Here is a 25,362-nt window from a genome sequence, read left to right on the forward strand (position 1 = left end):
TCGAGCGAAGTGGACACCGGTTCGCGCCAGGAAAACGCGTCAAAACAAGAAATCTCTCAGCTCCAGCCGACACGCTGAAAGAACGCCGCGATCTCCGCCGCCGCGCGATCCGGATCTTCCCGATGCGGGAAGTGGCCGACGCCGGGAAACATCTTCAGATCGAGCGCACTGAAGGTCTCGGACAGCCGATCGGTCCACGCATAGGGAAACAGCGGATCGTGCTCGGCCCAGCGCACGCAGGTCGGCACAATGATCGGCGGAAGCGGTAGTGCCTCGCCCTTCATCATCGCGACCCGCCCGGCATGCGAGGCCCGGTAATGCGCAAAGCCGCCGGCGAGATTGCCGGGCTTGAAGTAATTGTCGGCGAAGGCGTCGAGGACGTCGTCGAAGGCGTTCTTCCGATGCGCCCAGCCCTTCAGGAAGTGGCTGATATAGAGCCGGCAGCTCTCCCGGCTCGCCCCGACCAGCGCCGGCGCCATCTCCATCTGGTGGAAGGACTGGTACCAGATGTGGTTGAGCCTGTCCGGCGCCGCCATGCGCGGCCCGATGCCGGGATAAACGAAATCGAAGAAGAAGAGCCCGGCGAGCCGCTTCGCCGCCTGCCGCGCCAGCGGCTGCATCACGGCGCCGCCGACGTCGTGCCCGACCAGGCCGAATCGGTCGATGCCGAGCCCGTCCATCAGCGCCAGCATGTCGGCGGCATGGCCGTCCGGCCCGTAAGGCCCGTCCGGCTTGTCGCTGTCGCCGAAGCCGCGGAGGTCAGGCGCGATCAGGGTGAATCGGTCCGCCAGCCGGGCCATTACCGGCTCCCAGGTCAGCCAGAATTCCGGCCATCCATGCAGCAAAAGCAGTGGTTTTCCCGTTCCGGTGCGAACCAGGTGGAAATCGGCGCCGTTGGCCCTGACCGTCAGATGCTCCATGGCAGTTCCTTCCCAAAGCAGGGATAGCGGGCGAAAAGAGGCAGCGGATTTTCCCCTTTCGCGCCTTGTCTGGCCCGCCATCCTCGCCTATTAACGCCCCCAACCACAGGGGCCGCTGCTCCTATATGGCGCCTTCAGGAGAGGTGGCAGAGTGGTTGAATGCACCGCACTCGAAATGCGGCATAGGTGCAAGCCTATCGGGGGTTCGAATCCCTCCCTCTCCGCCATAGCAAAGACGACGCTTCCAAATAGCTCCGCAATATCAGCCTGATGCCGGTGCCGTTCGGCCCGCCAGCACCATCCGCGCCGTCGCCACGAACGCCTGCGCCGCCGGCGACAGCGTTCGCCCTTGCCGCTGCAGCAGCGATACCGGTCGCGTGAGGGCGGGGCGCACCAGCGGTCTGGCGATCAGCGTCGGAAACTGGTCGGCCGGCAGCATGGTCGCCGGGAGGATGGCGAGGCCGAGGCCCTGCGCCGTCATGGCGAGCGCGGTGTTGATCAGCGTCACTTCATAGGTCGGATCGAGGCGCTTGCCCTGCGCGCTAAGTGCCTGATCGATCTGCATGCGGATCCGGGTCTCGCGGCGCATCGCGATGGTCGGCAGTTGCGCGAGTTCGTCCCATGTGAGGGCACGGCGCGCGGCGAAGTCCGCGGTGCGGCGGCCGATGGCGCTGAGGCGGCCGCTTGTCAGTGTCTCGATCGTCATGTCGGCAAATTCGCCCTCCACGCTGCCGATCGCGAACTCCGCATCGGTCGTGCTCAGGCGTGGCACGAGATCGTCGGCGGCAACGTCGCGCATGTCGATCTCGATATCGGGATGGCTGGCGCGGAATTTTGCGAGCACTGACGGCATTAGCGCCGAGGCGGCGCCGGCCGACGCGACGAACGCGACGCGGCCGGCGCGGGCCTGCGCGAGGTCGCGCATCCGGCGCGACAGGCCCTGCGCATCGCTCAGCATGCGTTCGGCGGCGTGGAACGCCTCGTCTGCGGCCAGCGTCGGCTGCACCGAGCGCGTGGAGCGGTCGAACAGTTTGACGCCAAGCTGGGCTTCGAGCTGCTGGATCAACAGGCTCGCCGCCGATTGCGTGATCCCGAGCTCGCGGGCGGCCCGCGTGATGCTGCGTGTCCGGTACACGCCCGTGAAGGCCCGCAATTGGCGCAAGGTGACATTCATAGGCAAAGCTCATGAATTGATGAGTTCTTTCCGGCTTATCGCATAAACGGACCTGCAATAAAATGCATGCTGCGCGGACGGAGAATCCGCAGCGAGGATGGGAGCGAACATGAGGACACAGGTACTGGTGGTGGGCGCGGGGCCCGTCGGATTGACCGCGGCGATGGACCTCGCCTCGCGCGGGATCGATGTCGTCGTCGCGGAGATCCGTCACGCCGGCGATCCGCCCAGCGTCAAGTGCAATCACGTGTCGGCGCGCTCGATGGAGATTTTTCGCCGGCTCGGCGTTGCCGCCAAGCTGCGCGATGCGGGCCTGCCTGAGGACTTCCCGAACGACTGCTCCTATCGAACCACGGCGACCGGCATCGAGCTCTGCCGCATCGACATTCCCTCGCGCGCGCGACGCTACAGCGCGACCGGCGGCCCCGACACCTGGTGGCCGACGCCCGAGCCGCCGCACCGGATCAACCAGATCTATCTCGAGCCGATCCTGTTCAGCCATGCCGCGGCGCAGCCGCGGATCAAGATCCTGGCACGCACGGAAATCACTGATATCGCCCAGCACAGCGACCATGTCGTCGCACTCGCGCGCGATCTCGACAGCGGCAGCTCGCTCCGCATCGAAGCGTCCTTCGTGATCGGCTGCGACGGCAGCCGCTCCCTTGTTCGCAAATCGATCGGCGCCAGCCTGTCCGGCACGCCGGTGATCCAGCGCGTGCAATCGACATTCATCGAAGCGCCGCAACTGAAAGAGTTGATGGGCGCGCACAAGCCGGCCTGGATGGTGCTCTCGCTCAATCCGCGCCGCTCCGGCACCACGGTTGCGATCGACGGTCACGACCGCTGGCTGATCCACAATCATCTCAAGCCCGACGAGCCCGAATTCGACTCCGTCGATCGCGACTGGTCGATCCGCGCCATCCTCGGCGTCGACGACCGGTTCGAGTACAAGGTCCTCAGCAAGGAGGACTGGGTCGGGCGTCGCCTCGTGGCCGATCGCTTCCGCGACCGCAGGGTCTTCATCTGCGGCGATGCCGCGCATCTGTGGATGCCCTATGCCGGCTACGGCATGAATGCGGGCATTGCAGACGCCGTCGACCTCTGCTGGCAATTGGCGGCGCATCTGAACGGCTGGGCGCCGGCCGCGATCCTCGATGCCTATGAGGCGGAGCGCCAGCCCATCACCGAGCAGGTGTCGCGCTTTGCCATGGATCACGCGATGAAGATGATGGCGCAACGCGGCGGCGTCTCCGCGGAGATCGAGGACGACACGCCGCGCGGCCACGCCGCGCGCGCGGCACTGGCGAGAGCGGCCTACGATCTCAACGTGCAGCAATATTGCTGCGCCGGCCTCAACTTCGGCTACTATTACGATGCCTCGCCGATCATCGCCTATGACGGCGAGACGCCGCCGCCTTACGCGATGGGCAGCTTCACGCCCTCCACCGTGCCGGGCGCCCGCGCGCCGCATCTGTTCCTGCGCGACGGACGATCACTCTACGATGCCTTCGGCGCCGGCTACACATTGTTGCGGTTCGACCCGGCGATCGATGTGACACGGCTGCAATCTGCCGCGGTGGAACGCGGCGTGCCGCTTGCGCTGGTCGATATCGCGCCGGAGGAGGCGAACGGCGCCTATGCTGGAAAGCTGGTGCTGGCGCGGCCCGATCAGCACATCGCCTGGCGCGGACAGGCCGCGCCCGAAGATCCACCGGGCCTGCTGGCGCGCATCACCGGCGCTGCGGCGTAAGGCGACTTCAAGCGGATGGCTTGACGGCGCAGCCCGTCAGGCCGTGTTTTAAAAACAACAACGCACTGAGGAGGAGAACGTGTTTCACGTTGCAAGGCGCCGCATCCTGGCCGTGCTGACGGCTGCGACTTTCGCCATGTTGCCGCTGGAGGCGGGCCGTGCCGCTTATCCCGAGCAATTGATCAAGATCATCGTGACCTTCCCGCCCGGCGGCAGCGCTGACACCGTCATCCGCGCGCTCGAGCCGCTCGTCACCGCCGAGCTCAAGCAGAGCCTGGTGATCGAGAACCGCGCGGGGGCCGGCGGCAACATCGGCATGGCCGCGGTCGCGCAGGCCAGGCCCGACGGCTACACGCTCGGCGTTGCACCTGCGGGCGCGCTGACGGTGAATCCGCACCTCAATTCCTCGATGCCGTTCGAGCTGAAGGATCTCGCGCCCATCACCCTGCTCGCGGAAATTCCCTTTGTGCTGGTCGCCTCCGCAAATATCCCGGCGCACACCACCGCGGAGACGATCGCGCTCGCCAAGGCCAAGCCGGGCGCGCTGTCGATCGGGCATGGCGGCAACTCGACGGCGATGCATCTGACCGCCGCGCTGTTCACGCAGAAGACCGGGATCGCCATGGAGCTGGTCCCGTATCGCGGGACCGCGCCGGCGACGGTCGATGTTCTCGCAGGACATGTTCCTTTCGCGGTGCTGGACATTCCGTCATCGCGGCAATTGATCCTCGACGGCAAGCTCAACGCGATCGGCGTTTCCTCCGCGCGCCGTCTTTCATCCTTGCCCGACGTGCCGACGCTTGCCGAGAGCGGCATTGCGGGTTTCGAATCCGTCGGCTGGTTCGGGCTCGTTGCTCCCGCCGGCACGCCTGCGGATGTCATCGGCAGGCTGAACGAAGCCTTCACCAAAGCCCTGAAGGATCCCGCGGTGGCGGAGAAGATCCGGACTCTCGGCGCAGAGCCTGCGCCGACCTCGCCCGAGCAGTTCGGCCGCTTCATTCAGGACGAAAGCACGAAATGGGGCAAGCTCATCAGCGAGGCCGGGATCAAGGCGAACTAGGTTCGCTGTCACGCCACCACACCGACGACCGCTCCTTCGCGTGCGCGATGTCCACGGCCGTGCGCCTGAGCTAACGCGCGGCGATGCCCGCGCTCTCGATCACCCGCTTGTAGCGTGCGGTCTCCTCGACGATGAACGGTTCCATCTCGGTCGGCCCCTTGTCGGCGATCGATACCTGGCCGTTGGCGGCGAGGTCCGCGACGATGGCGGGGTCGGCGAGCGCGGCGGCCAGCGCCTCAGAGAGCCTGCCCACGATGCTCGGGTCGGTCCCGGCCGGGACCGAGACCCAGGTCGAGCCGACACTGACGGCGTCCGGGTAGCCGGCCTCCAGCACCGTGGGCGCGTCGGGCAGCGCGGCCAGCCGCGCCGTGCCGGTGGTGCCGAGCACCTTGACCTTGCCGGTGTCGATCAACGGCCTGAGCACGGCGAGGTAGTCGAAGGAGACGTCTAGGATGCCCGACATCATGTCGGTCATCTGGCTCGAGCCCGACTTGTAGGGCACGTGGGTCAGCCTGATGCCGGCGGCCGCCTGGAACATTTCGCCGGCAAGGTGCTGGGCGGTGCCGGGGCCGGGGGAGCCGAAATTGACCTTGCCCGGGTTGGACTTCGCGTAGGCGACGAACTCAGCCAGCGTGCTGTAGGGCGCTGCTGCGGTCGCGACGAGGATCTGGTTCGCCGAGCTCACGCCGCGGACGTGGACGTAGCTCTTGAGCGGGTCGTAGTTGAGCCTCGCCAGCCCCAGGTTCGGCTGGATCGTCATAGGCCCGCCGGAGGCGTAGAGCACGGTGTAGCCGTCGGGCTGGGCCCGAGCAACGAACTCCGTCCCAATGGTCCCGCCAGCGCCGGGTCGGTTCTCCACCACCACGGGCTGCCCAAGCCGCGTCCGCAGCAGCTCCGCGATCTTGCGCGAGACGAGGTCAGTGACGCCGCCGGCCCCGAACGGCACCACCCAGGTGATCGCGCGGTTCGGCCAGGATTCCGCGGCCGTCTGGGCTCCCGCGGCGCCCGCCTGGAGCGCCAGCGTCGTCGCGGCGACGAGACACAGGAGCGCTCTCATCACCGTGGATCCGGGGCGACCGCTCAGGCCGCTGCCCTGATGATAGCCGCGCTGCTGCGTCAGGACAAAGACGCCGAATTCCATGGATGAAGTCCTCCCTCGCTGCAGTGTGGCCGTTTACGGCCATGTTGACCGAAAGTTACAGCTTTGAGTCTCCTCCAACCATTGGCGCAGTCTGAGCATCTCTTTTGCAAAATATGAAAAGATCGATGAATCGCCTTCAGGCCATGGAACTGCTCGCCGCCGATTCAGACCCAACGCCATCCGGCGTGCGCCGCACTTTGAATTTTGTCCTTCTCTTCAGATGGTTCGTTGGACTCAGCCGACGCCACGCCTGCAGTCGGTTGTTTTCGCCATTTTGGCTATCCCGCCCTCAAGCGACGCTGGCCGGCTTCTCGAGATCGGCCCAGATCTTCGCAAAATAATCCTGGAATTGCGGGTCGGTGCGCAAGCCTGCGGGATCGCGGCCATCCCGCGGCAATTCGATCACATGCAGCGCACGCACCGTCGCAGGCCGCGCGCTCAGCACCAGCACGCGGTCGGCCATGGCGATGGCCTCGCCGATGTCGTGGGTGACGAGGATCACGCTCTTGCCGCGCTCGGCGATGATGCGGGAGACGTCGGCCTGCATCAGCAGGCGGGTCTGGAAGTCGAGTGCCGAGAACGGCTCGTCGAGCAGGATCACCTCCGGGTCGAAGGCGAGCGTGCGCATGATGGCGACGCGCTGGCGCATGCCGCCGGATAGCGCAGCCGGCTTTGCATGCTCGAAGCCGGCGAGGCCGTAGGCCTTGATCAGCTCCAGCGCGATCTCGCGCGCGCGAGGTCTTGGCGTCTTGCGGATCTCGAGTCCGAGCATGACGTTGTCGAGCACGCTGCGCCACGGCAGCAACAGGTCCTTCTGCAGCATGTAGCCGACATGGCCGGCGGCATCGTCCACGCGCCGGCCGCCGACCTCGACATGGCCTCGGGTCGGCCGCAGCAGCCCGGCAATGGCGTTGAACAGCGTGGACTTGCCGCAGCCGGAAGGGCCGACGATCGCCAGCGTCTCGCCGCGGCGGAGCTCGAAATCCACTTTCCGGATCGCCTCGACCGGGCGGCCAGCACCATCGAAGGTGACGCCGACATTCTCGGCGCGCAGCACGATCGGCGCGGCGTCGGAAAGATTCTGCGCGAGCGCATTCATCGGTCCACCTCCCTGCAGAAGTCGAGCAGCGTGTCGTTGAAGATTTTTGGCGTGACCACGCTGAAAGCGTGTGCGCCCCAATCGACCTCATGCACGCGCGCACCAGGAATGGCGGCGGCGAGCTCGCAGGTGAGATAGGCCGGCACCAGCGCGTCGTCTTTTGCCGAGGACAGCAGCGTCGGCACGTTGATCCCTTTGAGGCGCCTGCCGCCCTCGAACGCCAAAAACATGTCGATGCGCTGGTTCATTGTCGCGACGGAGGGGAAGTGCTTCAGGATCCTCTCTTCTTCCGCGTCGAGATGGGCGATGTTCTCGGAGATCCATTGCGGCGGATAGAGGAACAGCGGCTGCGCGCGCACATAGGCCTGCGGACCGGATTGGTTCAACAGAGTTTTCCGGATCTCGAAGCAGCGCCGCAGGAACGGATCGGCGCGGCCCCAGCCGTTGACGACGACGAGACTGCGCAACCGTTTCGGATGACGCAGCGCCAGCTCGACGCCGACGATGCCGCCGATGGCGTGGCCGACGACATGCGCGGCATCGACGTTCGCATGGTCGAGCACGCAGGCGATGTCGTCGGCCATGCCGGCGATGCTGCGGCAGCCGGCACCGCTGCGGCCGGTGCCGACGTGGTCGTAGAGAATGACCTGGTGGCGGCTCGCAAGCGCGTCGAGCTGCGGCGCCCAGAACGAGCCGCTGCCGCCCATGCCGGCCGAGAGCAGCACCGGCGTGCCGCGCCCGTGAACTTCGTAATAGATCTCGGCATCCTTGCCGCGTGCAAAAGCCATGACGTCCCAGCGATTGGAGTGATGTGGTTGCGGATCAGGACAGCAGGCGCCGCTCGATCAGGTCGATCGCGCCGTACATCAAGAGTGCCACGGCCATCAGCGTCGCGATGCCGACCCAGACCGCGTTGAGGTCGTAGAGCACGCCGGCATAGTAGATCATGTAGCCGAGGCCCTCCTTGGAGGCGATGTACTCGCCGACCACGGCGCCGATCAGGGCGAATCCGACATTGAGCCGGAAGGCCGCGACGATCCACGGCATCGCGCCGGGCACGATGACGGTGCGCCAGGTCTTCCATCGCGAAGCGCCGAGCGAGCGCAGCAGCTTGACGAGGTCGGCGTCGACCTCCTTGGCGCCCTGGAGCGCAGTGATGACGGCGACGATGAAGGTGATGATCGCCGCGATCGCGATTTTTGATGAGAGGCCGATGCCGAACCAGACGATGATCAGCGGGGCCAGCGCGATTTTTGGCAGGCCGTTGAGCGCGACGAGATAAGGTCGCAGCACCGCAGCTCCTGTCGGGACCAGCCACAGTGACAGCCCCGCCGCGCTGCCGAGCACTGTCCCGATCAGGAAGCCGGCGATGGCTTCCCATGCGGTGAGCGCGGCGTCGCGGAGCAGCTCGCCACTTGCGATCAGCTTGGCGCCTTTCGCGATAATGCCGCTCGGCTGGCCGTAGAGATAGACCGCGATCAGCCCGAACCGGATCGCGAGTTCCCAGGTCGCGAGCAGCGCGACCAGCAGCGCGATCTGGAGCAGCGCGATCTTCAGTGCAGGCGTTAGCTTGAAGCGTGCGCCGCCGGTCGCCGCGGCCTGGCCGGCGTCGAGCACGGCCACCTCACGCCCTCTTGTGTGCGATCGAGGCGATCTCGACGAGGCAGGCCGGTTTCACCAGGCCGCACTGGATGCAGTAGCGCGCCGGCTTCTCGCCCGGAAAATACTCGGCATAGACCTTGTTGACCGCGGCGTAGTTGGCCCAGTCGGTGATGAAGATCGAGTTGAACGTGACGTCGGCAAGGCTCGAGCCTGCCGTCTCCAGCACGCGCTTGATCGTCTCCAGGATGTGCCGGGTCTGGCCGGCGGCATCGCCCTCATGAACGACGTCGTTGTTGGCATCGAAGGCCAGCGTGCCCGACACGTAGATCACGTTGTCGGCCATCATGCCCGGCGAGAACGGGGCGATGGGGGCGTGGGTGTCCGGCGGAATGATGGCGCGGTCGGTCATGGCGTATCCTCTTTGGCTGGAACGGCTTCGGTCTGGGCAAAGGCGCGGCGGAAATCGCTCGCACTCGAGACCCAGCCGAAGAAGGTCTCGATGTTGAAGACGGAAGCCTTCTGGATGTAGTCGGGGCCGGCCTGATGCGTCGCGTCCTCCAGCATCACGCCGAAATATTCGAGGTGGAAGCCGTCGCGCAGCGTCGATTCCACGCAGACATTGGTGGCGATGCCGCAGAACACGAGATTGCGGATGCCGCGGGCGCGCAAAATGCTGTCGAACTGGCTGTTGAAGAAGCCGCTGTAGCGCGTCTTCGGCACCACGATGTCGCCGGGCTTCGGCTGCAGATCGTCGACCAGCGCATAGTCCCAGCCGCCCTTGGCGAGCAGCTTGCCTTGCAGCTCGGGCCGCTTGCGCATCGTCTTCAGCGCGTTCGACTTGTGCCAGTTCGGAGAGCCCGGGCCGCCGGCCTCGACATAGTCCGCGTCCCAGCCGTTCTGGAAGAAGATCACGGGAACGCCCGCGCCGCGCGCGACGCCCAGCACATCCTGGATCGCCGTGATCGCGGCCTTGGCGCCGGAGATGTCGAACCCGGCGAGGTCGAGATAGCCGTTCGGCGAGGCATAGGCGTTCTGCATGTCGACGACGACCAATGCGGTCTCGTCGACCGCGAGCCGCAGCGGCTCGGGCCGCGCCGGCAGCGTGACGTAGCGCTGTTCGCGCGCGGACGAGGTGTCCACCGTCATGACGCGAGACCGAACTGCCTGGTGGCCTGCTCGGCAAAACGGTTGTCGACCATCTGCGCGTAGGGAAGTGCGGACTGCACCGCGCCGCCGCCTTGTTCGAGCTGCATCGCGCGGTCCCATTCGTCCGCCGAGATGGTGGGATTGCGCGGGATCGCGGTCTTTGAGCCGAAGAAGTTCTTCGTTGCGCTCGCGACCACCGACGGCGTGACTTTCGGGAAGTACTTTTCGGCGACCTCGGTGAAGACCGCATTGTTCTCGTGCATCAGCTTCTGCGCTTCCGCGATCGCGTTGCAGAAGCCCTGCACGGCCGCCGGATTGCTCGCGATCGTCTCTTCCGTCGCCATCGCGGTGGTGAAGCAGAGCGAGCCGAGGGCGTCGGCAAAGGACAGCACCGGCACCAGGCCGAACTGTTCGGCGGCGATGCTGACGTCCCATTCGAAGGCGGTGGCGATGTCGGCGCGGCCGTCCTTCACCGCGGCGGCCTGCGCGCCGGGCGGCAGCTCGAGGAAGGTGACGCCGGCTTCCTTCGGATCGAACTTGCCGATGGTCTTGATCGCGTAGGTCGGCACCTGGATGGTCGAGGACGGGAATTTCAGCGTGGCGATGGTCTTGCCGCGCAGATCGTCGATCGTCCTGATCTTGCTGTCGGGCTTGGCAATGCCCCACATCGACACGCCGCCGACGATCTTGGCGATGTTCTTGATCTTGCCGCCCTCGCGCACCGCGTTGACCGACATGCCTGGGCTGGTCACGCCGATCTGGCCGCGCCCGGAGAGCAGGATCGGCACAGGCAGCGCGATGCCGCCGGCGGTGGAGAGGTCGGCGTCCAGGCCATGCTTGGCGAACAGTCCCTTGTCCGCGGCGACATAAAGCGAGTTGTACATGCCGAGCCGCAGCGCCTCGGCGATGGCCACCCTGCTGCCGGCCGCGAAGCCCGGGGTGTTGAGGCCGACCAGCGGCGCCGTCGCCGCGCCCAGCAGCGAATACTTCATGAGGTCGCGTCTGTTGATCACGTCCCAGTCCTTTGACTTGTCAGAACAACGAGTTAGCTCGCCGGCTGCTCAATTGATGATCATTCCCGGTCTTCGCCCAAAATCCTTGCATTGGAGATTTTCATTAACAATCCGGAATAGAGAGATATATTTATAAGCAATGATGATAGATCAGCTCGACCTGAAACAGCTCCGCGCCTTTGTCCGCGTCGTCGAGACCGGCAGCTTCAGCGCGGCGGCGCGCTCACTCGGGATGTCGCAATCCGCCGTCAGCCAGGCGGTGCGTCAGCTCGAGGAAAACCTGCGGGTGCGGCTGCTCGACCGCACCACGCGAAAGCTCCAGCTCAGCAAGGTCGGCGCGGATTTCATGCCGGGCATCCAGCGTTTGCTGGCCGATCTCGATCGCCAGCTCCAGGATCTGCGCGATTTGCGCGAGCACCGCCGCGGTCACGTCACGGTGGCCTGCGTGCCGTCGGTGGCGCTGCGTCTGATGCCGCGTGTGCTCGCCGCATTCCAGCGCGAGCATCCGATGGTCGCGGTGACGCTGAAGGAGATCTCGCGGCATCAGATCTTTGCGGCGCTGCGCGGCGGCGATGTCGATCTCGGCATTGCCAATGTGCCCGGTGACGATCCGGAGCTCGACGCTTCGCGCCTGCTGGTCGACAATTTCGCGCTGGTGATGCGCCGCGATCATCCGCTCAGCGCGCGCGACGCCGTAAGCTGGACGGAAGCGTCGAAAGCCGGCCTCGTGGTGATGGCGTCAGGCACAGGAATCCGGCTCGAGATCGAGCGCGGCTTCGCGGAGCTTGGACATGGCACGCCGATCCATGAAGCCGAGCATCCCGCGACGCTGCTGGCGCTGGTCGAAGCCGGGGTCGGCGTCGCCCCGCTGCCGAGTCTCGCCTGGCCGGAGGCGGATCATCCCGTGCTCACCTGGCGCAAGCTGGTCGAGCCCGTGATCGAGCGCGAGCTCTATCTGATCTGGCGCATCGGCCGCGACCTCTCGCCGGCCGCGCGCGCGCTCCAGCGCGGCATCCTGGCGGGCGCGCAGGCGATCCGCGAGCGGAGCGGCTAACGTGCCGTGCAGCGACCGACGCTCCGGTGCCCAGTCACCGGAGCGATGATAAAGGTTGAACCTGCCAGCGGTGGGGGCCGACCCAGCAACAGCCCGCCGGAGGGCACGGAGCCAGCCGCTGGCAGGCAGTCAGGTAATTCACGACGATGTTCGACAAAGCCTATCGGCAGCGCCTCGAAGCTGATCTTGCGCAATGGGAAGCCGATGGCGTTATTGCGCCCGCGGCCGCCGCCTCCATCCGCAATGCGCTGCCGCCAACCTCGCCCGGTATCAACATCGCCGTGGTCGTCGCCATCGTCGGCGGCCTCCTGATCGCCGCCGCCTTCCTCGCCTTCGTCGCGGCGCACTGGACGGAGATCGCGCGGCTGATGCGGTTTGCGATCCTGATCGCCGGCATGGCCGTCGCCGGCGGCCTCGGCGCCTGGTTCGCCGCGACGGGGCGCACCGTTCTCGCCGATCTCTGTGCGAGCATCGGTGCGATCATCTTCGGCGCCGGCATCGCGCTGGTCGGCCAGATGTATCATCTCGGCGAAGATTTTGCCGGCGGCATGCTGTTGTGGTCGATCGGCGCGCTTGCCGCAGCGGTGCTGACCGGCTCGCGCGGTGCGCTTGCGGTCGGCCTCGCGGCGGCCTCGGTCTGGACCTGCATGCGCGTCTATGATGCGCCTGATGTCCTGCATCTTCCATTCCCAGTGGTCTGGCTGTTCGCCGCAGCGCTCGCCTTAGCCTGGCATTCCCGCGTCGCCGCCCACCTCGTCGCGATCGCGGTGCTGCCGTGGTGGATCGCGACGTCGCTTCGCTTCGAATTCGACGGAGCTCAGCCGTCATTCGTGCTCGCGAACGGTGCGGCCTTGCTGTTCGGCGCCGGGCTCGCGATCGCCGCCGCGCCGTCGCCGAGGGCGCTCCGGCTCGGCAGCGTCCTGTCGATTTACGGCGGGTTTTCACTGGCCGCCGCCGCGTTCCTGGAGGTGACGACAGTCGACGACATCGTCCGCTTCCGGACCGGTTCTGGTGCGGGCCAGCCACTTTGGGCCATTGCGTGCGGGATTGCCGGTGTGGTCCTTGCGCTGGCATCCGCTGGGATCACCAGGCGCGCAGGTGAAGTCCTTGCAGCATGTGCGATCGGGCTAGTCCTGCTCGCAGCGCCGGTCTGGCCGGCATCCATGGCCGGCGAATCCTGGTTTGCCTATGCCGCGCTGCTCTCAGCCATGCTCTGTCTCGTCGTCTCCGGCATGCTCGATGACGTGCGTCCGCGCATCGTCGCCGGCTGGCTCGGGATTGCCGGGGTCATCGCCGGCATCACCTGGGCGGTGAAGGGATCGCTGTTGCGTCGCTCGGCTTTCCTCGCGGCGGCGGGCGTCGCGGCCGTCGCCTTTGCAACCGCGCTCAATCGCATGCTGCCGAGGGCCGAGCGATGACCGAGCTGATCGCATCCGTCACCGCGTTCTGGCAGCGCATCCCGAAAGCTGTGCTGTTCGGTGCCGCCATCCTGATCCAATGCGTGCTGCTGGTTCTGATGGTCGCCGATCGCATGCAGATCCTGCGCGACGGCCGCGAGGTGACCCTGCAGACCCAGCCCGTCGATCCCCGCGATCTCCTGCGCGGCGATTATGTCGTGCTCCGCTACGACATCTCGCAGCTGCCGGCAGGTAGCCTCACCGGGAAGCCGTCCGGGACGCGCAATCCCGTCGTTTTCGTCCGGCTCGCGCCCAATGCCAACGGGCTTTACGAGGCCGTCTCGGTGCATGCCGAGCCTGTCCCCGTCACGGCTCCCGAAATCCTGATTCGCGGCCGCGTCAGCCATTCCTGCGGTTCGACCAGCCCCATCTTCTGTGACAAGCTGACGATCAAATACGGTCTCGAAAGCTATTTCGTGCCCGAAGGCGAGGGCAGGACGCTCGAGCAGGCCCGCAATCAGCAGAAGCTGCGCGTCGTCGCCGCCGTGCTGCCCTCAGGCCGCGCCGCCATCAAGCGGCTGCTGCTCGACGGCCAGCCGGTGTATGAGGAGCCGTGGTACTAAGCGTCGATGCGCCTCAAGCTGTCTTCAGCGCCCGCCGCATCACGTCCCACATCCGTGGCTCGTTCATGTGCGCCACGTTGAACCGCATGAAGCTCGTTGCGGTCTGCGACACGCTGAACACGTTGCCGGGTGCGAGCACGACGTCCTCTTCGAGCGCGGCGCGCGCCACTGCGGTGGCGTCCTGCCCATCGGCGAGGCGGCACCAGAGGAAGAAGCCGCCGCGCGGCATCAGCCAGGGCTGGATGCCAAGGGCCTGAAGTTTTCGCGCGATGTCGCGGCGCGCGCGCGTGAGCCTCTGCCTCAGCTCGTCCATGTGCTTGCGATAGCTGCCGCCGGCCAGCACGTTTGCGATGAGTTCGGTCGCAACCGGGCTCGGGCCGCCAAAGCTGGTCGCGACCTGGAGGTCGACCAGTTGCTCGATCCAGTCGGCGCGGCCTGCGATGTAGCCGCAGCGCACCGAGGCCGACAGCGTCTTGGAGAAGCTGCCGATGCGGATCACGCGATTGAGCCCGTCGAGCGCGGCAAGGCGCGGCGAGCGCTCCGGCTCGAAGTCGCCGAAGATGTCGTCCTCGACGATGGTGAGATCGTGCGCGGCGGCCGAAGTCAGAAGCCGGTGCGCGGTCTGCAGCGAGAGCGTGGCGCCGGTCGGGTTGTGCAGCGCTGAATTGGTGATGTAGAGCCGCGGCCGCTCGCTGCCGAGGATCTGCTCGAAGCGTGCGACGTCCGGGCCCGACGGCGTGTACGGCACGCTGATGATCCTGGCCTGATGGGCCCGCAGCAGCGCGCGAAAATTGAAGTAGCAGGGGTCATCGACCAGCACCGTGTCGCCGGGGCGGAGCAGGAAGCGGCAGATCAGGTCGGTTGCCTGCGTGCCCGAGCCCGTCAGCATCAGCTGATTGATCGTGGCTTCGATTTCATCTTCGGCCAGCCGCTTCAGCAGCAGCCGGCGCAGAGCGGGCGAGCCGGATGTCGAGCCGTAATTGGTCAAGACGCTCGCATCCGTGCGAGCGAGTGCGCGCGCGGCGCGGCGCAGGGCGTCCTCCGGCATCCAGTCCGGCGGCAGCCAGCCGCAGCCGGGCTTGAGCACGCTGTCGTCGGCATCGAGCGATTGCCTGGACACCCAGAACGGGTCGACCGCGCGGTCGCGGCGCGGCTCGGCTTCGGTCAACGCAAGCGGCGGCATGACGCTCGGCGAAACATAGAAGCCCGAGCCGCGGCGGGCGCGGATCAGGCCCTCGGCCGCCAGGCGATCATAGGCTTCCACCACCGTGGAGGGCGACACGCCCATCGTCGCGGCGAGACCGCGGATCGATGGCAGCCGGTCGCCGGCACCGAGCGCGCGGCCGGCGACCCTGGCGCGGATCGCGCTCATCACATCGGTCGTCCGCGTTCCGCTGCGGCCCCTTGTTGGCGCGTCGCTCAAAGTGTATGACCTTCCATATCAATACAGTTTGCCAGAATTGTACTGTATTGTCGCTGTCCCTGCCACCGCGGAAGGCCGAAGATCGCCGTCCCAAAAAGAGGTGGACATGCAATCGGCGGGCAGCGGCTGGGGCAACGGGCTTCTCGGCGTCATCATCTTCAGCGGCTCGCTGCCGGCAACGCGCGTGGCCGTCGGCGGTTTCTCCGCGCTGTTCCTGACCTCGGCGCGCGCGGTCATTGCCGCGCTGATCGGTGCGGCCGTGCTCTTCCTGCTGCGTCAAACCCGGCCGGAGCGGCGTGATCTCGCCTCGCTCATCATCGTCTCGATCGGTGTCGTGGTCGGCTTTCCCTTGCTGACCGCGCTCGCGCTCCAGCACATCACCTCCGCGCATTCGATCGTGTTCATCGGGCTGCTGCCGCTGTCGACTGCGGTCTTCGCCGTGCTGCGCGGCGGCGAGCGGCCAAAGCCGCTGTTCTGGCTGTTCGCGATCCTCGGCAGCGCGACGGTGGCCGGCTTCGCCCTCTCCAGCGACGGCTCCCCCTCGCTCAGCGGCGATCTGCTGATGGTCGCCGCGATCGTGCTGTGCGGGCTCGGCTATGCCGAAGGCGCCGCGCTGTCGCGCCGTCTCGGCGGCTGGCAGGTGATCTCCTGGGCGCTGCTGCTGGCGCTGCCGCTGATGGTGCCGGTCGTGGCCCTGACCTGGCCGCCGGCATGGAGCGGCGTCGGCGCGCCCGCCTGGATCGGGCTCGCCTACGTCTCTGTCTTCAGCATGTTCGTCGGCTTCATCTTCTGGTATCGCGGGCTTGCCATTGGCGGCATCGCCCGCGTCGGCCAGTTGCAGCAGCTGCAGCCGTTCTTCGGCCTCGCGCTCGCCGGCTTCCTGCTGCACGAGCCGGTCGCCTGGAGCATGATCGCCGCGACCGCACTCGTGGTCGTCTGCGTCTTCTTCGCGCGGCGGCTCGCCTGAGGCTGAAAGCCTCAGGCCTGTCCCATCACCGTTCGCGCCAGCGCGCTCTTTGCGAATTTCTTCAGCGGCATCGGCTTGCCGAACAGGAAGCCCTGCACGAGGTCGAAGCCGAGCTCGTTCGCGGCGACGAGGTCGGCGCGGCTCTCGACGCCTTCGGCGGTGGCGCCGACACCGTAACCTTGTGCAAGCTCGACGATGTGGCGGCACACCGTCCGCTTCAGCCGATCATCGCCGCTGCCGGTGACGAAGTGCCGGTCCGCCTTCAGCTTGATGAAGGGGATCTTGCCGAGGTCCATCAGCGAGGGCCAGTTGGCGCCGAGATTGGCGATCGACAGGCCGATATTGTGCAGGCGCACCTCGCGGGCGACCTCGACGAGGAGATCGAGGTCGCGGATCGCCTCCTCGCTGTCGATCTCGACCGTCAGTCCGCCGAAGGCCGGATGCGTCGGCACACGGCGGCAGAGATCGCGCACGGCCTGCGGCTCCTTCAGGTAGGAGGCCGGCAGATGGATCGAGAGATCGACGGGACCCTGCCGCTCCAGCAGATAGTGCCAGTCCTGCACGGCACGCTCGATCACGAATTCCGACAGGCTGCGCAGATGCGGATCGTCCGCTTCGGGAATGAAATAGGCGGGCGGCACCACGCCCCAGGTCGGATGCCGCATCCGCACCAGCGCCTCGGCGCCGCTGCGGATCAGTGTCCTCGCGTCGATCTTGGGCTGGTACCAGAGCTCGAGCCAGCCGGCATGCAGGGCCTCGCCGACATGCACGGCCGGGCTCGGCGCCGGCTCCTCCGGCAGCAGCATCGCGACGCGCTCGCGCAGCGTCTCCGCGGCAAAGGGCGTGGTCAGCGGCGGCAGCATCGCAAGACCATATTCCTCGCCGACCTGCTGCACGGCCCTGACGATGATCGACTCGCGGGCGCCGACGGCGAGAACCTTGCCGTCGAAGGACTCGCGCACCAATATCTCCAGGAATTTTCCGGGCTCGATGCCGTCGGCGGCTATGCCGAGCAGGATCAGGTCCGGCAGCTCATTGGTCAGCATCGCCTGCAGCTCGTCGGAGCTGGCGCACTCGCTGGTGACGAAGCCGAGGTCCTCCAGAACCTCGCTCATGAAGGCGCGCAAATGGCGCTTGCTGTCGGCGACGCAAGCGCGCGGCGTCATCTTTCGCCGCCCGAAGGTTTTGGTCCTTCGTCCGGCGAGCTCAACAATTTTATCGTTCATCGCAAACCACTCCCGTTCCGCGACCGGTGTTAGCGACGGGAGCAGTTTCAAATATGGAGAGCTTCAGCCGATTGTTGAATTATCTGGGTAACGTTAAAGCGCGCACCACATCTAAAATTGTCCGGATCTCGTTGGAGAAGTTTTTACGTCTGGCCGCACATGACGGCTGCGTGACACCGTCATCGCGGAAGAATCTCGAACGATGCGGCGAGTTGCTGGCGCGAGGTCGCTGTCCTGCAATAGGACGCAGCCGTTCGCGTTTCGCCCAATTGAATAACGGCGGTATCAATTGCCGGTGGCCTTGTCGTGTTGAGCCATCCCGACTGCCTTGTAGTCGTAGGTCGGATAGAACTCGGTGCGGTAGGGACCCCACGCAGTATCCTCGACGACGCGATTGACCTCGCGCAGCCGCGAGGCCGGCAGGCGCAGCGTGACGACCTGGCCGATGCCCATCATCACGTACCAGCTCACGACCTCGATGCCGGGCGGCGGAAACGCCTTGCGGAAGCCCTGCTTGTCGAGCTGCGCATTCAGTTCGTTCAAAGGGCGGGACTGGTCGTGCTTGAAGAAGATGGTGAGCAGCACCGCGTTGTCCGCGGTGGGCGCCGCATCGCCCTGCGGCGGCGACGTCTGCGCCATCGTCGTCGATGTCAGCGTCAGCGCGACCGTCAGCAGGGCGGCCATCGTCATCATCCGTCGGTTCGACCTCATCGCGGAGTCCTTCCCAATGCTCATGCTGTGCATCGGAGACTAGGAGCGATGGCATGGCCGAAGAACTCATTTTCGCGCGATACGCGCAAGTTCCGGCTTCGCTCGTGACGGTTCTGCGACAATGCGCGCCGGCATGACGATGCAAATGTGAAGCACATCACATGTGCATTGCCGCGCCTGCGCTATTGCTCCGCTCAGCCGGTGGTGGGCTGTGTTTAGGATTACAGCTATGTCGATGCGGCGAATGATGTATTGGTGGTTCAGATTCGTGCTGTCAGGGCGATTTATGGATCGCTTCCTGTGCCTGCCGCGTTAGTCGCGCGCGCAACGTGGCCCTTCGCGGCCGAACCCCGATCTAGGTCTGTCCGATCAATTTCCGAAATGCCGCCGCGCCGTCCTGCACGGCGTCACGGCCCTTCCAGGCGAGGTAGGAGAGCTTGCCGCCGAGCGTGTCGTGGCTGCGCAGCCGGCGCGAGCCGAGGATGTGGCCGACATTGGACGGGAAGCGGCTCACCTCGGCGGACACCAGCGCTGCGATCGCGTCCATCAATTGCTGGAGGCGGATGCCCCATTCGCTGGCTTCGATGCCGTCGATGCGGACCTTGAGCGCATATTCGGTGTCGTAGATCTCGGCGAGCAGGTCGCGGGCGACCAGCACCCGGTTGTGCCGGAGCGCGACCCTGAGAGCGAGGCGCTTGTCGTCGAGCCGGTCGAGCACCATGGGCACGACGCTAGAATAGGGCGTGGCGGCGACGTCGGCGGCGGCCTTGCTCGCGGCGGCCTTGGTGGCAAGGCGCACCAATTGCCAGGACGTCTTCAGCCGCCGCGCCACCAGCGCCAGCGCGTAGGGCAGCGCCTCGGGATGTGACTTCCTGAAGGCATCGAGCTGCGCGGTGACCTGGGCAACCTGGCCGTCGTCGAACTTCGCGATCTTCTCGGGCAGCTTTTCGTTGAATTTCGGCAGCGCGTCGCCGGCGCGCAGCACGTGCTGCATCTTCCTGACGTCGTCGAAGGCGGTGCGCGAGGCCGTGTATTGCGCGAGCTTGCCGCGGGCGATCTCGGCGCTCTCCGCTGACGCAAGGGTGTTCTCGAGCACCTTGATGACCTTGGTCTGGAAGCTCGACGCGATCTTCTGCACTTCCTTCGGGTTGTTGGCGGCGACCTGGTCGTTGATTGCCTTGACGTAGTCGCGCGCCATGGTCGGCAGCAGGTCGCGGCAGATCCACTCCCAGATCGGGGTGAGGGTATTGCGCGAGATGCGTCCCGCATTGGCATGCTCGGGCGCGCCGTCGATCAGCAGCAGCTCGAGCGGCGCGAAGAAATAGCGCGAGGGGCTGGTGGCGCGTGCCTGGGTCGATCCGTCCTTGCGAAATTCGGCGCGCAGGCGGGCCAGGATCTCGGCCGAGCCGGGCATGTCGATGCCGCACAGCTCGAGTCGCTCGAGCTCGCTGAGCAGACAGCTGCGCGACAGCGGCGTCAGCCTCTGCAGGAATTCCGACAGCCGATCGATCTCGTTCATGGCACGCAATCTTCCGCAACGATTCCAGCTGGCCTACCGGCCCAATGCATGGAGGCATTTGCGCGCTCTCAATCGTGACCTAGAGAAGCAAGTCGCCGTTAATTAATCCGTAAAATCCGGGGGCCGGGCCTCCGGCTGGGCGGCGATCGAGGAGGCTTCGGCCTGTTTGCCGGGGATCTGGGCGAAGGTTCTCAACCCTTGCATGGTCGAAGCACGCCTCGCGCAAGCATAAATTGTGCCGGTGCCGACGTTTTAGCGCAAAACTGCCAAAATCACCGTAGTCTTACGGAGCAAAAAGTTAACCACAGACCGGCCCCGGTTCCGCTAAACAGGTCACATGGGGTCACAGAATGATACGGCCGCCGATTCGCGGCCGTCGGAATGGCACGAAAGCAGCACTGCTCCAGCTGAAGAGCTCGATTTCGTCCGCCTGAACGCCGCCCGTGCCAAAGCGGCCGACGAAATGGCGGCCGCTATCGCCCGCGAGCTCAACGGTCCCCTGACTGCGCTCCTGCTCTATATGGGCGAGATCAAGCATCACAGCGATCAGCTCGCGCCCGTCGCGGCCGATCGCGCCTATCTGCAGCGCGTGGTGGAGAATGCGCTGACGCAGACCGAGCGCGTCTGCGGCCTGGTCAAGCAGCTCGCCGGTCCCCACAAGGGTGCCTCGCCGATTCCGTCCCGGATCGAAGACGCTGAATCGAACGCCCCTCGCGCACAGCAAGCCCAGCGCGTGCCGAGCGCCGAACTGATCGGCCTGTCGGGCCAGAAACGGCTGACCAAGCGCGAACGCGAGGTGCTCCGCCTGATCAGCGAGGGGTATTCGAACAAGCAGGGTGCGCTTCGGATGCAGATCAGTCCGCGCACGTTCGAGAGCCATCGCGCCGAGGCGATGCGCAAGCTCGGTGCGCGCAACACCGCGGATCTCGTCCGCGCGGCGCTGCTGCATTCGATCGATTGAGGTTTTCGTCTTCCGCCGCCGGCGGCGAGGGCTGGAGGAGCCCGATCGCGGTCAGAAATAATCTTCAGCGAAGGGACGCGCGCGCGATGCGGGCCGCAGCGGCCTGAGCTCTTCCTTCGGCGCGTTCGGGATGATGGTGATGGTCCAGCGTGGAGGGATGCTCGATTCCTGCTCCAGCACCGAGCGTACGAAGCCAGTCACCGTCGACTCGCCGGATTTCACGGTCGCCATCCGACCGTTGAACTGGGCGATGCGGAAGCGACGGACCTCCTTCTGGTCCGCAGTCTCATAGGTGAACATGGAAACCCTCCTGGTTTCCCGCGACTATCGCCACCTATGATTAGCCATCTCTAAAAATCACAAACCGTAGAAGTACGGCGGGTTTAGCGCGGGCCGCGCTAAAGCATGATCCGGAAAAGTGCGAAGCGGTTTTCCGGATAGATCATGCGCAAACAACAAACCAAAGCGCGATGGCGATTCACCCAAATCTCATCGCGCTTCAGCCTTGCGGCTCCTGCGCGCGGGCGGCGGCGTAGGCGGCATCCATCCGGTCGACGAGATCACGGAATTCGGTCTCGCCGAGCGTCTCCGCGGTCTTCTCCAGCCGCAGCGCCAGCGCCGCGAGCCTGACATAGCCGAACGTTCCCGCCGCGCTCTTCAGCGAATGGGCTTCGCGCGCGATTTTGGCGTGCTGCTGCGCCAGCGAGAGCGTGCGGAACAGCTGCAGGCGTGCGCAGGTCTCGCTCCAGAACACGGCGCGCACTTCACCGGCGCCGTCCTCGCCGATCTCGCGTACCAGCGCAGCGTACGCTCCCGGCTCGCGCGCAGGCTCGACATCGAAGGTTCCCTGCGCGGGCGCAACGGTCGCGTCAAACATAGTCTCGCCTTGGTCACGGTTCGTTGGTCGCGGCGCATGCGGCGCGCGGCTCGCCCCGTGTCTACGGCATTTGAATTTCAGTTCCGGTAGCAGGACGGAAGGTGTTTGCGGGCCGCCGTTAGCCGCAGGTTTACCACGTGCCACTCAGCGTTGGCCGAGCAGCCGGTCATACTGAGTCTTCACCGTGGCGTAGCACTCGCACGCCGTCTGGCGCAGGCCGTCCAGGTTCAGGATCTGGATGTGCCCGCGGCTGTAGTGGATGAAATTGGCATGCTGCAAGGTGTTGGCGACCAGCGACACGCTGTTGCGCCGCGCGCCGATCATCTGCGCCATCGCCTCCTGGGTCAGCAGCAGCCGGTAGTCGCCGGACAGATCATGGGTGTGCAACAAGCAGCGCGACAGCCGCGATTCCACGGGATGGGTGGCATTGCAGCCCGCAGTCTGCTGGACCTGTGCGTAGACCGCCAGCCCGTGACGCGTAAGCAAGGTGCGCAGGGTGCCGCTCTGGTCGGCCGCGACGCGCAGCCGGTCGAGGTCCATCACGGATGCGGTGCCGGGAACCAGCACGATCGCCGTACTCAGTGCGCATGCATCGCCCATGGCCGAGAGCGCACCAAGCACGCTGTCGCGGCCAATCATGGCGACCTGCACATGCTCGCCCTTGGCGAGCTTCACCACCAGCGAGATGACGCCGCGGTGCGGAAAGTAAGCGCGCGTGAGCGTCTCGCCGGTCTCGACCAGCACGGCCTCATGCGGCAGCTCGATCGTGCGCAGGTATGGGCGGAGCAGGTCATAGTCGTCCGCCGACAGCGCGGACAGGAAACCGTTGGATGGGCGCACCATCGTTTCCAAAGCTGCCTCCCGTCTCCTGCATCAGTGAGTCGCGGCAAGCAAAATTGCTCCCGACGCGGGTAAGTTCCATCATGTTCACGTCGGGATATATTGGCAATTGGGACAAGATGTCCGGGTGCAAGTGATCGATCGCGCCTGCGGCACTGTGTTCACCACGGCATGCAGGTGGCCGCGCCCGGCTCGCGTCACGGCGGCGTCCCGAGCAGGCGCGAATGCGCCGCCCTGACCGCCGAATAGCAGTCGCAGGACGTCGCTTTCAGCGCGGGCAGATCAATGATTTCGATCTGCCCGCGGGTGTAGCGGATGACGCCGGCCCGCTGCAGCGCATGCGCGACGAGGGAGATGGCGTTGCGCCGCACGCCCATCATCTGCGCCAGCGCTTCCTGCGTCAGCGGGAGACTTGCGCTGTCGGACAGATCCCGGGCTCGCAGCAGCCGGCGCGCCAGCCGCGCCTCGACCGGGTGCAGCGTATTGCAGAGCAACGATTGCTGTGCATGCGCAAGCAGGACCTGCTCATGGCGCACCATCAGGCTTCGAAACGGCAGGCTTGCGGCCGCGATCGTCCGGAATGCCGCGACTTCCAGCGTGGAAGCCCTGCCGGGGAAGAGCACGACCGCGTTTGCCAGGGCGATGCCGTCGGTAAGCGCCGCGCCGCTGCCGACGACGCTGTCGCGCCCCAGCATCGCGACCTCGATCGTCTGTCCTTCGGACAAGCTCACCGAGACCGAAACGGAACCGCTGTGCGGAAAGGTGACATATCTCAGCGCAGCACCGGCTTCGCCCAGGACAGATTCCCTGACCATTTCGACCGTCGCCAGATGGGGACGCAGCCGATCGAAATCTGCCGCGTCGAGCATTTGCAACAATTGATTGGGCGGGCGGCCGCTTGCGGTCATGCCGGATCAACTTCAATGCGTTCAAGCTACGATCGGAGCCGCGCCCTTTCCGTCATCCAGTTGCACGGCAAATAAATCATATTCCAGAGGTTGTGGTAGTGTCCATATACCCGTTAGAGGGCAGACACGCTGGCGCATTTGCGGCCGAAATACGGGTTGCGTGCTGATTCGCGCACGCGGCTGGCGTGCAATCCAATGTCGCCAGTCGGGAAGAACCGGCAGGGGGGCCTTGATGAGCCGGAAGCTTTCGGTCGGCGGCACTCATTGCGTTGCCAATGCCATTGGACGTCGGGCGATCCGCGCACTCTCTCCTGTCCACCAACTTACATCAATCGCCAGCGATTGCTTCGCGCCCTTCAGTGACGCTGCCGCATATTTCGCGTCCGTCGTCGCCTTTTTCCCGGCTCCGCCACCGGCGTTCGCAACCGTCAATACTTCGATCCAAACCAGAGGAGAACGGCGTGTCCCACGGTTCAATTATTGAATCGCCGAAACGGGAAATTCAAACGGGGACAGAAGGTCTGCGCCATATTCTCGTTGTCGACGACGACCCGATGGTGTGCATGGCCATGGAGGTCTATCTCCAGCGAAACCATTTTCGAGTGACGATTGCCGAAGGAGGCGAAGCAGGACTGCGGGCTCTCGAACACGAACAGTTCGATCTGATGATCGTCGACATCTTCATGCCGCACATGCGCGGCTTCGAATCGGTCAGGGTCTTCCACGAGCGCGCGCCCGCCATTCCGCTGATCGCGATGTCCGGCTACGCATTCGCAAATCTGAGTTCACCCGCGCCCGACTTCCTCCGGATGGCGCTCGAGCTCGGCGCGTCACGCTGTCTGCGCAAGCCGTTCACGCCGTACGCGCTGCTCGCCGCGATCAACGATTGCCTCGCGGAGCACCGTCCCGACGATGTCGCCTCGGCCGCGCGCCTCGGTTAGCGCGACACCGGTTGCATCGGCGGCGGGGTAAGCGTTCGTTTACCACAAATGCAGACCCTGCCGATCGTGGCAGAGCACGAAGCGATGATCGCGCGAGCACTCCCGGCCGCCGCCGATCTCACGCGAGCTGTGCCTATCGTCCTTCACGGGCAGAGCTTTTTCGCGCGCACCGTGCCGCCCTTACCGGCACGTTTACCCAACGTTAGTTGCCGTCACGCCGCGGTGCCGGTCTCGCCAAAAAGCGTCGGCGCATGCGGTGCGAACCGCAAACTTGTCTTCAATATCCGTATTAGCACGGAGGATGAAATTAACGGGACCGTGAAAGGGGTTGTCTAACGATCTAAAGCGAAGACTTCCGCCGATTCCAGGCGCGGCTCGGGCGTCGAAGTCCAGTTCAGTAAGGCGTATCCCATGGATGATCTGTTGCGGGAGTTTTTGACGGAGACCAGCGAGAGCCTGGACACCGTCGACAATCAGCTGGTGAAGTTCGAGCAGGAGCCGAACAACGCCAAGATCCTGGATAACATCTTCCGCCTGGTCCACACCATCAAGGGCACCTGCGGCTTCCTCGGCCTGCCGCGGCTCGAAGCGCTGGCGCATGCCGGCGAGACCTTGATGGGCAAATTCCGCGACGGCATGCCGGTCACCGCCGAAGCGGTGACGGTGATCCTGTCCTCGATCGACCGCATCAAGGAGATTCTGGCTGGCTTAGAGGCGACCGAAGCCGAGCCCGAGGGCACCGACCGCGATCTCATCGACAAGCTGGAAGCGATGGTCGAGCAGGGTATGGCCGCGATGTCAGGCTCGGCGCAGCCGATGCCGGCCGGCGCCGCTCCCGTCGCCGAGGCGCCGCCGCTGGTGCCGGAAGCCCCGGCCGCCGCGCCGGCAAAAGAGATGACCACGGGCTCGCTGATCGAGCAGACCCTGGAGCGCCCGCTGCGCCCCGGCGAAGTCTCGCTCGACGAGCTCGAGCGCGCCTTCCGCGAGACCGCGATCGAAGCGCCGGTCCC

Annotated in this window: 27 protein-coding genes and 1 tRNA gene; 11 read left to right on the plus strand and 17 right to left on the minus strand. The window is 65.7% G+C overall.

Features of this window, described 5'->3' with window-relative positions; translation table 11 throughout:
* Nucleotides 1-56: 56 nt before the first annotated feature.
* On the minus strand, nt 57-920 hold the full coding sequence (locus JQ592_RS34710) for an alpha/beta fold hydrolase (protein ID WP_211407205.1): 864 nt from the start codon (nt 918-920) through the stop codon (nt 57-59).
* Nucleotides 921-1,057: 137 nt separating this feature from the next.
* On the opposite strand from JQ592_RS34710, the gene JQ592_RS34715 reads away from it, so the two are divergent.
* A tRNA-Ser gene (locus tag JQ592_RS34715) sits at nt 1,058-1,147 on the plus strand.
* 35 nt (nt 1,148-1,182) lie between these two features.
* Here JQ592_RS34715 and JQ592_RS34720 read toward each other — a convergent pair.
* The gene (locus JQ592_RS34720; RefSeq protein WP_211407206.1) at nt 1,183-2,094 is read right to left on the minus strand and encodes a LysR family transcriptional regulator; all 912 of its coding nucleotides are present in this window, start codon (nt 2,092-2,094) and stop codon (nt 1,183-1,185) included.
* Nucleotides 2,095-2,203: 109 nt separating this feature from the next.
* Here JQ592_RS34720 and JQ592_RS34725 point away from each other — a divergent pair, with 109 nt between their 5' ends.
* Nucleotides 2,204-3,844 (plus strand): FAD-dependent oxidoreductase, encoded by a 1,641-nt coding sequence (locus JQ592_RS34725; protein WP_211407207.1) that lies wholly within the window; start codon nt 2,204-2,206, stop codon nt 3,842-3,844.
* A gap of 79 nt (nt 3,845-3,923) precedes the next feature.
* A complete protein-coding gene (locus JQ592_RS34730) occupies nt 3,924-4,904 on the plus strand; it encodes a Bug family tripartite tricarboxylate transporter substrate binding protein (protein ID WP_211407208.1) in 981 nt (326 codons plus the stop codon).
* A 70-nt stretch (nt 4,905-4,974) separates the two neighbouring features.
* Here JQ592_RS34730 and JQ592_RS34735 read toward each other — a convergent pair whose 3' ends face one another.
* From JQ592_RS34735 to JQ592_RS34765, 7 genes are all read right to left on the minus strand, one after another.
* A complete protein-coding gene (locus JQ592_RS34735) occupies nt 4,975-6,045 on the minus strand; it encodes a Bug family tripartite tricarboxylate transporter substrate binding protein (protein ID WP_211407209.1) in 1,071 nt (356 codons plus the stop codon).
* Between the two features lie 289 nt (nt 6,046-6,334).
* Nucleotides 6,335-7,144 (minus strand): ABC transporter ATP-binding protein, encoded by an 810-nt coding sequence (locus JQ592_RS34740; RefSeq protein ID WP_211407210.1) that lies wholly within the window; start codon nt 7,142-7,144, stop codon nt 6,335-6,337.
* Nucleotides 7,141-7,932, minus strand: a complete 792-nt coding sequence (rutD, locus tag JQ592_RS34745) for a pyrimidine utilization protein D (protein WP_211407211.1) — start codon at nt 7,930-7,932, stop codon at nt 7,141-7,143. The genes JQ592_RS34740 and rutD overlap by 4 nt, the downstream gene beginning before the upstream one ends.
* Nucleotides 7,933-7,966: 34 nt before the next feature.
* Nucleotides 7,967-8,767 carry an ABC transporter permease gene (locus JQ592_RS34750; RefSeq protein WP_211407212.1) on the minus strand — a complete coding sequence of 267 codons (801 nt, stop codon included), beginning with the start codon at nt 8,765-8,767 and terminating at the stop codon, nt 7,967-7,969.
* Between the two features lies 1 nt (nt 8,768).
* The gene (rutC, locus tag JQ592_RS34755) at nt 8,769-9,155 is read right to left on the minus strand and encodes a pyrimidine utilization protein C (protein WP_211407213.1); all 387 of its coding nucleotides are present in this window, start codon (nt 9,153-9,155) and stop codon (nt 8,769-8,771) included.
* Nucleotides 9,152-9,892 carry a pyrimidine utilization protein B gene (rutB, locus tag JQ592_RS34760; RefSeq protein ID WP_211407214.1) on the minus strand — a complete coding sequence of 247 codons (741 nt, stop codon included), beginning with the start codon at nt 9,890-9,892 and terminating at the stop codon, nt 9,152-9,154. Before rutB ends, rutC begins: the two co-directional genes overlap by 4 nt.
* A complete protein-coding gene (locus JQ592_RS34765; RefSeq protein ID WP_211407215.1) occupies nt 9,889-10,905 on the minus strand; it encodes an ABC transporter substrate-binding protein in 1,017 nt (338 codons plus the stop codon). The genes rutB and JQ592_RS34765 overlap by 4 nt, the downstream gene beginning before the upstream one ends.
* 139 nt (nt 10,906-11,044) lie before the next feature.
* Between JQ592_RS34765 and JQ592_RS34770 the strand changes: the two genes are divergently transcribed.
* The 3 genes from JQ592_RS34770 (at nt 11,045) to JQ592_RS34780 (ending at nt 13,979) form a co-directional block, all read left to right on the plus strand.
* Nucleotides 11,045-11,959 (plus strand): LysR family transcriptional regulator, encoded by a 915-nt coding sequence (locus tag JQ592_RS34770; protein WP_211407216.1) that lies wholly within the window; start codon nt 11,045-11,047, stop codon nt 11,957-11,959.
* Between the two features lie 146 nt (nt 11,960-12,105).
* Nucleotides 12,106-13,377, plus strand: coding sequence for a DUF2157 domain-containing protein (locus JQ592_RS34775; protein WP_211407217.1), 1,272 nt, complete (start codon nt 12,106-12,108; stop codon nt 13,375-13,377).
* Entirely contained in the window at nt 13,374-13,979 is a 606-nt protein-coding gene (locus JQ592_RS34780; RefSeq protein WP_211407218.1) for a GDYXXLXY domain-containing protein, read from the plus strand. Before JQ592_RS34775 ends, JQ592_RS34780 begins: the two co-directional genes overlap by 4 nt.
* Nucleotides 13,980-13,992: 13 nt before the next feature.
* On the opposite strand, the gene JQ592_RS34785 is transcribed toward JQ592_RS34780, so the two are convergent.
* On the minus strand, nt 13,993-15,351 hold the full coding sequence (locus JQ592_RS34785) for a PLP-dependent aminotransferase family protein (RefSeq protein WP_211407219.1): 1,359 nt from the start codon (nt 15,349-15,351) through the stop codon (nt 13,993-13,995).
* Between the two features lie 157 nt (nt 15,352-15,508).
* Here JQ592_RS34785 and JQ592_RS34790 point away from each other — a divergent pair, with 157 nt between their 5' ends.
* Nucleotides 15,509-16,369 (plus strand): DMT family transporter, encoded by an 861-nt coding sequence (locus JQ592_RS34790; protein WP_211407220.1) that lies wholly within the window; start codon nt 15,509-15,511, stop codon nt 16,367-16,369.
* Nucleotides 16,370-16,380: 11 nt separating this feature from the next.
* On the opposite strand, the gene JQ592_RS34795 is transcribed toward JQ592_RS34790, so the two are convergent.
* The 3 genes from JQ592_RS34795 to JQ592_RS34805 all read right to left on the minus strand — a co-directional run bounded on the left by JQ592_RS34795 (nt 16,381) and on the right by JQ592_RS34805 (nt 19,825).
* Nucleotides 16,381-17,595 carry an EAL domain-containing response regulator gene (locus JQ592_RS34795; protein ID WP_211407221.1) on the minus strand — a complete coding sequence of 405 codons (1,215 nt, stop codon included), beginning with the start codon at nt 17,593-17,595 and terminating at the stop codon, nt 16,381-16,383.
* Nucleotides 17,596-17,880: 285 nt separating this feature from the next.
* Nucleotides 17,881-18,306, minus strand: a complete 426-nt coding sequence (locus JQ592_RS34800) for a hypothetical protein (protein ID WP_211407222.1) — start codon at nt 18,304-18,306, stop codon at nt 17,881-17,883.
* A gap of 355 nt (nt 18,307-18,661) precedes the next feature.
* A complete protein-coding gene (locus JQ592_RS34805) occupies nt 18,662-19,825 on the minus strand; it encodes a hypothetical protein (protein ID WP_211407223.1) in 1,164 nt (387 codons plus the stop codon).
* 337 nt (nt 19,826-20,162) lie between these two features.
* Between JQ592_RS34805 and JQ592_RS34810 the strand changes: the two genes are divergently transcribed.
* The gene (locus tag JQ592_RS34810; protein WP_211407224.1) at nt 20,163-20,786 is read left to right on the plus strand and encodes a helix-turn-helix domain-containing protein; all 624 of its coding nucleotides are present in this window, start codon (nt 20,163-20,165) and stop codon (nt 20,784-20,786) included.
* A gap of 51 nt (nt 20,787-20,837) precedes the next feature.
* On the opposite strand, the gene JQ592_RS34815 is transcribed toward JQ592_RS34810, so the two are convergent.
* From JQ592_RS34815 to JQ592_RS34830, 4 genes are all read right to left on the minus strand, one after another.
* Nucleotides 20,838-21,086: a hypothetical protein gene (locus JQ592_RS34815; protein ID WP_211407225.1), complete on the minus strand. Its 249-nt coding sequence runs from the start codon at nt 21,084-21,086 to the stop codon at nt 20,838-20,840.
* Nucleotides 21,087-21,285: 199 nt separating this feature from the next.
* Nucleotides 21,286-21,663: an Hpt domain-containing protein gene (locus JQ592_RS34820; RefSeq protein ID WP_211407226.1), complete on the minus strand. Its 378-nt coding sequence runs from the start codon at nt 21,661-21,663 to the stop codon at nt 21,286-21,288.
* 144 nt (nt 21,664-21,807) lie between these two features.
* Nucleotides 21,808-22,506, minus strand: coding sequence for a Crp/Fnr family transcriptional regulator (locus JQ592_RS34825; protein ID WP_211407230.1), 699 nt, complete (start codon nt 22,504-22,506; stop codon nt 21,808-21,810).
* A gap of 194 nt (nt 22,507-22,700) precedes the next feature.
* A complete protein-coding gene (locus JQ592_RS34830) occupies nt 22,701-23,411 on the minus strand; it encodes a Crp/Fnr family transcriptional regulator (RefSeq protein ID WP_211407227.1) in 711 nt (236 codons plus the stop codon).
* A 521-nt stretch (nt 23,412-23,932) separates the two neighbouring features.
* Between JQ592_RS34830 and JQ592_RS34835 the strand changes: the two genes are divergently transcribed.
* The 3 genes from JQ592_RS34835 to JQ592_RS34845 form a co-directional block, all read left to right on the plus strand.
* Nucleotides 23,933-24,352, plus strand: a complete 420-nt coding sequence (locus JQ592_RS34835; protein WP_211407231.1) for a response regulator — start codon at nt 23,933-23,935, stop codon at nt 24,350-24,352.
* A gap of 48 nt (nt 24,353-24,400) precedes the next feature.
* Nucleotides 24,401-24,688, plus strand: coding sequence for a hypothetical protein (locus JQ592_RS34840; RefSeq protein WP_211407228.1), 288 nt, complete (start codon nt 24,401-24,403; stop codon nt 24,686-24,688).
* A 75-nt stretch (nt 24,689-24,763) separates the two neighbouring features.
* Nucleotides 24,764-25,362, plus strand: a 599-nt coding sequence (locus tag JQ592_RS34845; protein WP_211407229.1) for an Hpt domain-containing protein, incomplete at its 3' end; no start/stop codon positions are given.

This window comes from Bradyrhizobium iriomotense (genome assembly GCF_018129405.1).
Classification (GTDB): Bacteria; Pseudomonadota; Alphaproteobacteria; order Rhizobiales; family Xanthobacteraceae; genus Bradyrhizobium; species Bradyrhizobium iriomotense_B.

Coding starts and splice junctions, on each gene's coding strand:
- JQ592_RS34710 (WP_211407205.1), bottom strand. CDS start 920: ATGGAGCATCTGACGGTCAGGGCCAACGGCGCCGATTTCCACCTGGTT.
- JQ592_RS34720 (WP_211407206.1), bottom strand. CDS start 2,094: ATGAATGTCACCTTGCGCCAATTGCGGGCCTTCACGGGCGTGTACCGG.
- JQ592_RS34725 (WP_211407207.1), top strand. CDS start 2,204: ATGAGGACACAGGTACTGGTGGTGGGCGCGGGGCCCGTCGGATTGACC.
- JQ592_RS34735 (WP_211407209.1), bottom strand. CDS start 6,045: ATGGAATTCGGCGTCTTTGTCCTGACGCAGCAGCGCGGCTATCATCAG.
- JQ592_RS34740 (WP_211407210.1), bottom strand. CDS start 7,144: ATGAATGCGCTCGCGCAGAATCTTTCCGACGCCGCGCCGATCGTGCTG.
- rutD (WP_211407211.1), bottom strand. CDS start 7,932: ATGGCTTTTGCACGCGGCAAGGATGCCGAGATCTATTACGAAGTTCAC.
- rutC (WP_211407213.1), bottom strand. CDS start 9,155: ATGACCGACCGCGCCATCATTCCGCCGGACACCCACGCCCCCATCGCC.
- rutB (WP_211407214.1), bottom strand. CDS start 9,892: ATGACGGTGGACACCTCGTCCGCGCGCGAACAGCGCTACGTCACGCTG.
- JQ592_RS34770 (WP_211407216.1), top strand. CDS start 11,045: ATGATGATAGATCAGCTCGACCTGAAACAGCTCCGCGCCTTTGTCCGC.
- JQ592_RS34775 (WP_211407217.1), top strand. CDS start 12,106: ATGTTCGACAAAGCCTATCGGCAGCGCCTCGAAGCTGATCTTGCGCAA.
- JQ592_RS34780 (WP_211407218.1), top strand. CDS start 13,374: ATGACCGAGCTGATCGCATCCGTCACCGCGTTCTGGCAGCGCATCCCG.
- JQ592_RS34785 (WP_211407219.1), bottom strand. CDS start 15,351: ATGAGCGCGATCCGCGCCAGGGTCGCCGGCCGCGCGCTCGGTGCCGGC.
- JQ592_RS34790 (WP_211407220.1), top strand. CDS start 15,509: ATGCAATCGGCGGGCAGCGGCTGGGGCAACGGGCTTCTCGGCGTCATC.
- JQ592_RS34795 (WP_211407221.1), bottom strand. CDS start 17,595: ATGAACGATAAAATTGTTGAGCTCGCCGGACGAAGGACCAAAACCTTC.
- JQ592_RS34800 (WP_211407222.1), bottom strand. CDS start 18,306: ATGAGGTCGAACCGACGGATGATGACGATGGCCGCCCTGCTGACGGTC.
- JQ592_RS34805 (WP_211407223.1), bottom strand. CDS start 19,825: ATGAACGAGATCGATCGGCTGTCGGAATTCCTGCAGAGGCTGACGCCG.
- JQ592_RS34810 (WP_211407224.1), top strand. CDS start 20,163: ATGGGGTCACAGAATGATACGGCCGCCGATTCGCGGCCGTCGGAATGG.
- JQ592_RS34815 (WP_211407225.1), bottom strand. CDS start 21,086: ATGTTCACCTATGAGACTGCGGACCAGAAGGAGGTCCGTCGCTTCCGC.
- JQ592_RS34820 (WP_211407226.1), bottom strand. CDS start 21,663: ATGTTTGACGCGACCGTTGCGCCCGCGCAGGGAACCTTCGATGTCGAG.
- JQ592_RS34825 (WP_211407230.1), bottom strand. CDS start 22,506: ATGGTGCGCCCATCCAACGGTTTCCTGTCCGCGCTGTCGGCGGACGAC.
- JQ592_RS34830 (WP_211407227.1), bottom strand. CDS start 23,411: ATGACCGCAAGCGGCCGCCCGCCCAATCAATTGTTGCAAATGCTCGAC.
- JQ592_RS34840 (WP_211407228.1), top strand. CDS start 24,401: ATGCAGACCCTGCCGATCGTGGCAGAGCACGAAGCGATGATCGCGCGA.